Consider the following 7,981-nt stretch of genomic DNA (forward strand, 5'->3'; position numbering starts at 1 on the left):
TTACGGCGGTCATAGCGTGGGGGAAACGCCCGGTCCCATACCGAACCCGGAAGCTAAGGCCCACTGCGCCGATGGTACTGCACTCGTGAGGGTGTGGGAGAGTAGGTCACCGCCGGACTTAACTTGGAGTAAGCGACGTCACCTGATGATGATGTTGTTGTGGTTGGTTTGAGGCCCTGGACACTGTGGTGTTCGGGGCCTCACCTGTTTAACCCTCCGTTTGGTGGTGGTGGGGTTGCCGGCTGCGTGGTGGGTGGTGTGGGGTTCTGCCTGGACGGGCGGGACCCTTTTTGCTGTTTAACGACACCGACCCTCATGACCTGCTCTATCAGTGGTGCGAAAAGTACTTGAATGCGAAACTTCGGTGTCAAACCGCCTAGCTACCCCGTAGTTATCTCGACGTAGTGTTAATCCGAGACAACAAGATTTCGTGGAAGGAAATACATGCGCATCGCGGTGATGCAGGCCGAGGCTGAAGTCTTGGATATCCAGAGCAACCTTGAGGTGATTCAGCGGGCCGCGCGGCAAGCCGCTTCCGGAGGAGCTGAAATCCTGTTGACACCAGAATTGTTTGCCGTGGGATATTCGCCGTATGCGCTCCGTGAGTCTCTAGATGCCACACAAATTCCAGACGTCCACCGTCGTCTTTCGGAAATTGCATCGGAGCATGAAATCGCTCTGGCGTACTCACTTCCTGAAGTAACGGATAGCGGCTGGCTGATAACCTCGACCTTTGTTGACCACAATGGAATTGAACTGGCCCACTATCAAAAAGTTCAGCTCTTTGGCTCTGAAGAACAAGATGTGTTCGTGCCTGGGGTGAATCCGCCTGCCTCATTCGAATACAAAGAAATGATGCTTGGTATGGTGATCTGTTTCGATGTTGAATTTCCCGAGATCGTTCGCGAAGCTGCCCATCGTTCTGTTGAACTGTTACTGGTCCCGACGGCCATGGGACGCGGGTATGAGCGTGTTTGCACGCATCTAGTTCCAACGCGGGCAATGGAGAGTCAACTGTTCATTGCCTATTCCAACCACAGTGGCAGCCAAGCTGGCTTTGAGTTAGCTGGCACCAGCGTAATTGCAGGACCAGATGGATCTGTTCTTGCCCAAGCGGGCCACGAACCTGAAGTTCTTTACGCTGACCTAGGCGCTTATGCGCCGACTAAGGCTGAAGTTCCATATCTATCAGAAGCTCGTCCAGAGATTTATGCTCAATGGGCTGCTGAGCGAACCAACGCGCTGGAAGGTTAGATGGCATTCGCCTAACATCCCACCGATCTGCGTCAGTTCGCTAAGAATTCAGGACCATGCTGGTTCTTAAGTTGTTCTCTAACTCGTGAGATCCAATTCGAATCGCACATCATTTGGGGGAAGGGCTTATGCGCATACCCTGCCGCTGGTGGCGCAGTTGAGTGATACGACATTGAGGAGCCAGGGCAGATCACCATCGAATGCGGGCCCTTCAACGTCACGTACTCATACCAACCAGCCGATTCTTTAGCCTTGTTGCAGAGGCTGCAGCGACCGTCTCCGTTGAAAACACTGGTTGGTCCACCCCTAGCATGCTGGACTACGTGGTCTATTTCTTCGACCATTCCATCGCAGAACGGGGTGCGGCAGTGACGGTCACGAATCCGAATGAACTTCTTGAGCTTCTCCGGGAAGATCCGGGCTTTGGAATCCATAGAGATTAATTCTTGGTTGCCCGGAGCCGTATACAACCTGGTCAGCTCCGTTATCACTTCAATCTGTTCAATAAACTCTGGTGTGAGCTTTGCTTCCATTTCCTCAAAAGTCTGCTGATTGGGAATCTGGTGGCCACCGATCCATTCCCGGGCGGTCTGGGCTGAAATGAAACCGTACCCTTCGAGGAATGCGGGTTCTCGCTCACCGAGAAACAGTGCTCTGTCGGTCATAATGACCCCGACGTTCAAAGCAATGCGCATATTCGTCGCTTCGCCAGCGATCATATAGCTGGTTAGCAGATCAGCTTTGATCTGGGCGAGGGTCCTCGGGTCACCTTGCTTCTTGAGCTTACGAGCCTCTTCACGTAAGTACATTTTCAGTGCAAGGCCGGCAATAAGCGGGAGCTCTCCACTGAGCTTCACACACCCAGCGTCCTCATCAACGTGAAAACGGACGTGCCTGTTCTCTTCGGAGCTCTTTTGCTTTTTGGACTCGAGATCCGAGGTGTAACCCAGAACGAACTGTTGAACGGTTTCTTTGATTTGTTTTGGCCCCATGGAATCAAACATGTCGGGGGTTAACGCGTAGATTTCATCAAATTCAACGCGACGCACCGCCCTGACATCCTGTAACGGCGTGAGGATAGCTTGGGCCTGAGCTTCGGTGAATTCGCCGCGAGAGCAGGCTGCAGCAAAGTTAGGGGTGTCTTCGAAGAGGATGCGGCAATTGACCAAGAAGTTTCGTGCACCTTGAGGTGACTGTTTACGAGCGAGAGCGAAGGTACTAGCGGCCCCACGAGTTTGATCATCGATGGATGTGCCACGGTCTTCATGCTCCCGGACAACTTGCTTCTCTAGCTGATGAGCGAGTCCTGCCTGGTGATAGCGAAAGGAAGAGATGAGTCCTTCGAGTCCTTCTATTGCTTGCACGCAGTCGGCTTTACTGCCGTGTTCTTCAATCCACGCCAGCTTATTCTGCAGCTGCTTCATTTGGACTTCGAAATCCTCATGAAGCGCTGGTTCATCTTGGCCTTGTCGTTGCGCCATTGCTTCGGACATATTCTAATTATACTTCTTTAGTTAGAATATGTCTTCTAATATTGTAAAAAACTGTGGATATCCTTGGTCCCGCGGTTAGCTTGCGGTTAGGAACTTCAGCGCAAGATAAAGATCGTGGCGGACTTGCGCCTGGTTTAAATCTTTGCCAACAATCTCAGCGATAGTCGCAATATGTCGGCGAACCGAGTTGCGATGCAAATTGATATTTTTCGAAGCTTGATCCCAGGAGCCGTTGGCTTCCAACCATCCGTGAAGCACGTCTAAGTAGAGGTCGCGGCGGGCCATTGGTAATTCAAGAATTTTCGCCAGCTGTTCTTCCGCCAACTGTCTTCCGGCCTGTGCTGGTAGCAGTGAAGCGAAGGTGCGTGGGATGGATGCGGCGTCCAGGCATTGTTGGCGTTCCAGCATTTGGGGGAGGAGCCCGCTGGCCTGGGCGAGTAGTTCTCCCAGCTTTTCACCTAGTTGTGATTCCAGCTTCGCAGGGGTGCTGAATGCTGCCAAATATCCGTTGGATTTGAGGCGTTCAAATAAATCTGGCGTGGGTTTGGCGCGCGTTAGTGCGATGAGGTGATCGTCGCGCCGCATTGCCAAGCGGGTGTCGAATAATGCATGAACGTGCGCGAGGTGGAAGTTAGTTTCTGTGGTGCGCGCTGTACTTAGGGGTGAAATGACGGTGACGCGCAGCGCCTGGTTGGTATCGCTACCGACGCTCTCGGTTAAGTGATGCAACGTCTCGGAGTCGAAGATCGTGTGCGAACGGAAGAGCAGGGACGTGGCAAGCTGCGAAGACGCGGCTGAACTGGCGGCTCGCTCGCGGGCAAGCACTTCTAACAGACCCAGTGCAGAGGTGATCAGGTGGTGGTCGAAGGCGGAGGGTGTGCGTGAGAATCCGACGCTGAGCGCGCCAAGCAGCGGGGACTGGCCGCTCGGTGAGAATGCGGCTCGGATCGGGAAGGCCAGATGCACCTGGGTGTCTTGTCGGTGCAGTGCAAAAGGTTGCGGACCTGTGGCTTGGAAAGCATTTCGGATCAACTGCTCCTCAGTGGCGGTATCCAGCGCAATGATCGAGGCAATTGTGGTGCTGAAACGAGTCTGGCCCGATGCGTTGGTGAGCCTGACCGAGCCCTTGAGGCGTTGGGACAACGTAGCGACCAGTTGGCGTTCGGGGTCAGGGTGAGAAATGCAGCGCATCAGCGCGCGATTAGCTTCCGCGTTGGAGCGTAGCTGGGCGGCGCCGTCGGCCTCCATGAGCTTGGCGAAAGCAATGCCGATCGCGGCGAAAGGGACGGAAGTGGGAATTTGCAGCAGGGTGAGTCCGTGACGCGCACAGGCTATGCGGACCGTCTCTGGAATGCTGGAGAAATAAGGTTCCAAGCCGAAACCTAGGGCGCTGGCCTCGGCCTGCACCAGCCTGGCGATAAACCGGTCAATCCATTCTTGGTCAGCAACGTGCTCGAGGAATGGAAAACCGCTGGTAAGGATCAGCTCATCGGCCATGAGGTAGTCGGTTGGGTCATCCATATCGCTGGGTTCTACCCAGCGCACCGGGCGATCGCCGGCGTCGTGGACGAGTTCGATCGCAGGTGGCAACTGGCGCAAAAAGCGCGCCAGCGTAATGGACTCCCAGGTGGGCTGCAATTGCGGTGCGAAATGTCCCATGCAACAATATTTTAGTTCAAAAATTCCACGTTGAGAGCGCCGTCACAGATTTAGGCTGGAACACGGCAGCAAAACCATTTCCCAGCAAGGACCTGCGATGAACAGTAACAGCGATGTGACCTCAAGAACCGTCACCGCACTCGGCCCGCAGTTGCGCCGCCGAAAATCAATCAAGACTATGGTCGGCGAAGCGGAAAGCAACACCGGGCAGCTGCGTCGCACCTTAGGCATGTGGCAATTGACCATGATCAGTGTGGGCGCCACGATGGGCACCGGCATCCTGGTGATTCTCGGTGCCGCTGTCCCGATCGCCGGCCCGGCTATTTGGATCTCATTTGTGATTGCCGGTGTCACCGCGTTGCTTTCTGCGGTGTCCTATGCGGAAATGGCCGGCATGGTCCCGGTCTCTGGTTCAAGCTACTCCTATTCCTATGCGACCATGGGAGAAGGTATCGCCTGGATCTGCGGCTGGTGCCTGGTGCTGGAATATGCGGTTTCGGTAGCCGCGGTGGCCGTGGGCGCAGGCGAATATGTTAATCAGACGCTGCGGACCTTTAATATGGAACTTCCGGTCTCGTTGGCCGGAGGTCCCGCCGAGGGAGGCGTAGTTAACCTGCCGGCACTGATCGTCGTTGTACTGGCTACCTTGCTGCTGGTGCGTGGAGCGCGCGAATCGGCCATCGTGAACACGGTCGTGGTGATCATCAAGGCCGGCATCCTGATCTTCTTCTCGATCGTCGCCTTCAGCGCCTTTAATGCCGGAAACTTCGAACCGCTGCTGCCGATGGGTGCCGCCGGCGTCACCGCCGCAGCCTCCAGCGTCTTCTTCTCCTACATCGGCTTCGATGCGGCCTCAACCGCCGGTGAAGAAGCCATAAATCCGAAACGCGATCTGCCCCGGGCGATCATGCTTTCGATGCTGATCGTGACCATCACCTACGTGCTGGTAGCAGTGTCGGCTATCGGTGCGCGCGAGTGGACCTGGTTTGTGGGCACCGAAGCGGCGCTGGTGCAGATCGTCGGCGAACTGACCGGACAGCCGATCTTCGTGCTGATCTTTGCGCTCGCCTCGGTGCTGGCCATCGCCTCGGTGGTGTTGACGGTGCTCTACGGACAGACCCGTATCTTGATGAGCATGTCCCGTGACGGCTTGGTGCCCGCGGTTTTCGGCAAGGTTTCGACGCGTACCGGAACCCCGGTCGCGGGCACGTTGATCACCGGCATCGTCGTGGCTATCACCGCCGGGTTCATCCCGCTCGGTGCGCTGGCCGACGCCACCAGCATCGGTACCTTGTTTGCCTTCGCACTGGTCGGCGTTTCGGTGATGTACCTGCGTAAACGCCAACCGCAGGCACCGCGCACTTTCCGGGTGCCGCTGTACCCGATCACCCCGATTCTCGGAATTTTTGCCTGTCTGTTCCTGATGAGCCAGCTGGGCTGGCACACTTGGGTGGTCTTCCTTATCTGGATGCTGGTGGGCATTGCTATCTACCTAGGCTACGGTCGACGCCGTTCGCGCTTGGGTCAGCTGAGCAAGCAGGACTACATCGCCAGCCACGTGGGCGAAAACCAGTAAACAACGCGGCTGCATCAACAAGAACAAAGGACTTACAGGACTCGCAATGAACAGCATCAACATGCTCAACCCGGACTTCCCCTTCAGCTACGACCACTACCTGGCCAATCCGGCCGGGCTGGGCAGCGTCCCAGAAGAGTTGTACGGCACCGAGGTAGCGGTAATCGGCGCGGGGCTCTCCGGCCTAGTGACCGCCTATGAGCTGATGAAACTGGGGCTGAAGCCAGTAGTCTACGAGGCAGATCAGATCGGTGGCCGGCTGCGTACCGCCAGCTTCCTCGCGGCCCCGCAGATCACCTGCGACCTGGGCGGTATGCGCTTCCCGGTCTCCAGCAAGGCGCTGTACTACTACATCGACCTGCTGGGCCTAGACACCTATGACTTCCCGAATCCGCTGGCAGATCCCACCGACTCTACGGTGATCGAGCTTAAAGGACAGAAGATCTACGTAGAAAAAGAGGAAGACCTCCCCGAGTTCTATCGTGAGGTGGCAGAGGCCTGGAAGCAGGCACTGCGCGACGACGCGCATTTTGAACAGATGCAGCAGGCCATCAAGACCCGCGACACCCAAACCATCAAGGAATTGTGGAACTCAATTCTTGAAGAGTTCGACGAGGAAAGCTTCTACGGGTTCATCTCGAACTCTAAGGCCTTTACACATGCTGGGTTCGAGCACCGCGAGGCCTTCGGCCAAGTCGGTTTTGGCTCTGGCGGTTGGGACACCGACTTCCCCAACTCTATTCTGGAAATTCTGCGTGTGGTCTACACCGACGCCGACGACCACCACCGCGGCATTGTCGGCGGCGCCGCGCAACTTCCCAAGGCGCTGTGGAATCATGCACCGGAAAACATGGCATATTGGCCGGCAGGCACCTCGTTGGCTTCGCTGCACGGTGGGGCGCCGCGCGGGGCGGTAGCCAAGGTATACCGCACCGACAGTGCTGGTTTCAACGGTTCGAACACCATCGAGGTCACCGAACGCTTCGGTCGAACCGCGGAATTTGGTGCGGTGGTCTCCACCGTGCAGTCCTGGTTGCTATCTACCGGTATTGATACCGATGAGGCGCTATTCCCGGCCGAATTGTGGACCGCCATCGAGCGCAGTCACTACATGCAGTCGTCGAAGACCTTTGTAATGGTTGATCGTCCGTTCTGGAAAGACCGTGATCCGGTCACCGGTGAGTATCTGATGTCGATGACGCTGACGGACCGTTTGAACCGGGCTACCTACCTGCTGGACAACGGCGATGACCAGCCGGCGGTGATTTTGTTGTCCTACACCTGGAATGACGATGCGCTCAAATGGCTGTCGCTTTCTGCGGAGCGCCGCATGGAGTTGATGCTGCACTCGTTGGAGAAGATTTATCCTGGTTTGGATATTCGCAGTCACATAGTGGGCCAGCCGATCACCGTGTCCTGGGAGTCGGACCCAAACTTCATGGGTGCCTTCAAAGCCAACCTGCCCGGTCACTACCGTTACCAGGAGCGTTTATACACGCACTTCGACCAGCACGAGATGGCGGCGGAGCACCGCGGCATCTTCCTTGCCGGCGACGATGTTTCGTGGACCGCGGGCTGGGCCGAAGGCGCAGTTACCACCGGACTGAACGCAGTGTGGGGCGTAATTGAGCATTTGGGTGGGAAGGATGCGGCGACTAACCCGGGGCCGGGCAAGTTCTTGGCCGAGTATGGTCCCAAGCGACTTGAGCTCAAGCCGGCAGTGCTGGATTCATAAATAATTAAACCGAGCCCCGTACGAATAATCCGTGCGGGACTCGGACTTTAAACCGTAGGAAAAAATAGGTGTGCACGGTCACTGCGGAAAAGAGGCCACCGATTTGAAACATCCCCAAAAACTGTGTATAGTTTTTATCTGTCGCCGAAACAAGGCCGGAACAAAAACCGGTACAGAATTCGGTGATAATCCCCAGAAAATCAAGAGTTTTACACAGGTCACTGTGGATAAATGAAGATCAATGGGAACTGAGAATACCGTTTC

5 protein-coding genes and 1 rRNA gene are annotated in these 7,981 nt (G+C 56.0%); 4 read left to right on the forward strand and 2 right to left on the reverse strand.

Features of this window, described 5'->3' with window-relative positions:
• The first annotated feature begins 1 nt into the window (after position 1).
• Together rrf and VJ369_RS12585 are read left to right on the forward strand one after the other, a co-directional pair.
• Positions 2-118 (forward strand): 5S ribosomal RNA (rrf, locus tag VJ369_RS12580).
• A 326-nt stretch (positions 119-444) separates the two neighbouring features.
• A complete protein-coding gene (locus VJ369_RS12585; RefSeq protein ID WP_324092413.1) occupies positions 445-1,254 on the forward strand; it encodes a nitrilase-related carbon-nitrogen hydrolase in 810 nt (269 codons plus the stop codon).
• Between the two features lie 32 nt (positions 1,255-1,286).
• Here VJ369_RS12585 and VJ369_RS12590 read toward each other — a convergent pair whose 3' ends face one another.
• A complete protein-coding gene (locus tag VJ369_RS12590) occupies positions 1,287-2,747 on the reverse strand; it encodes an HNH endonuclease (RefSeq protein WP_324092414.1) in 1,461 nt (486 codons plus the stop codon).
• Positions 2,748-2,822: 75 nt separating this feature from the next.
• Positions 2,823-4,406, reverse strand: a complete 1,584-nt coding sequence (locus VJ369_RS12595) for a PucR family transcriptional regulator (protein WP_324092415.1) — start codon at positions 4,404-4,406, stop codon at positions 2,823-2,825.
• 97 nt (positions 4,407-4,503) lie between these two features.
• Here VJ369_RS12595 and VJ369_RS12600 point away from each other — a divergent pair, with 97 nt between their 5' ends.
• Both VJ369_RS12600 and VJ369_RS12605 read left to right on the forward strand, forming a co-directional pair.
• Positions 4,504-5,982 (forward strand): amino acid permease, encoded by a 1,479-nt coding sequence (locus tag VJ369_RS12600; RefSeq protein WP_324092416.1) that lies wholly within the window; start codon positions 4,504-4,506, stop codon positions 5,980-5,982.
• A gap of 46 nt (positions 5,983-6,028) precedes the next feature.
• Positions 6,029-7,717: a flavin monoamine oxidase family protein gene (locus VJ369_RS12605; RefSeq protein WP_414652661.1), complete on the forward strand. Its 1,689-nt coding sequence runs from the start codon at positions 6,029-6,031 to the stop codon at positions 7,715-7,717.
• The last annotated feature ends 264 nt before the right edge of the window (positions 7,718-7,981 follow it).

This window comes from Glutamicibacter sp., from assembly GCF_035257265.1.
Classification (GTDB): domain Bacteria; phylum Actinomycetota; class Actinomycetes; order Actinomycetales; family Micrococcaceae; genus Glutamicibacter.

Bases quoted from the DNA above. Each gene is read 5' to 3' on its own strand.
- VJ369_RS12585 (WP_324092413.1), top strand. From the start codon at position 445: ATGCGCATCGCGGTGATGCAGGCCGAGGCTGAAGTCTTGGATATCCAG.
- VJ369_RS12590 (WP_324092414.1), bottom strand. From the start codon at position 2,747: ATGTCCGAAGCAATGGCGCAACGACAAGGCCAAGATGAACCAGCGCTT.
- VJ369_RS12595 (WP_324092415.1), bottom strand. From the start codon at position 4,406: ATGGGACATTTCGCACCGCAATTGCAGCCCACCTGGGAGTCCATTACG.
- VJ369_RS12600 (WP_324092416.1), top strand. From the start codon at position 4,504: ATGAACAGTAACAGCGATGTGACCTCAAGAACCGTCACCGCACTCGGC.
- VJ369_RS12605 (WP_414652661.1), top strand. From the start codon at position 6,029: ATGAACAGCATCAACATGCTCAACCCGGACTTCCCCTTCAGCTACGAC.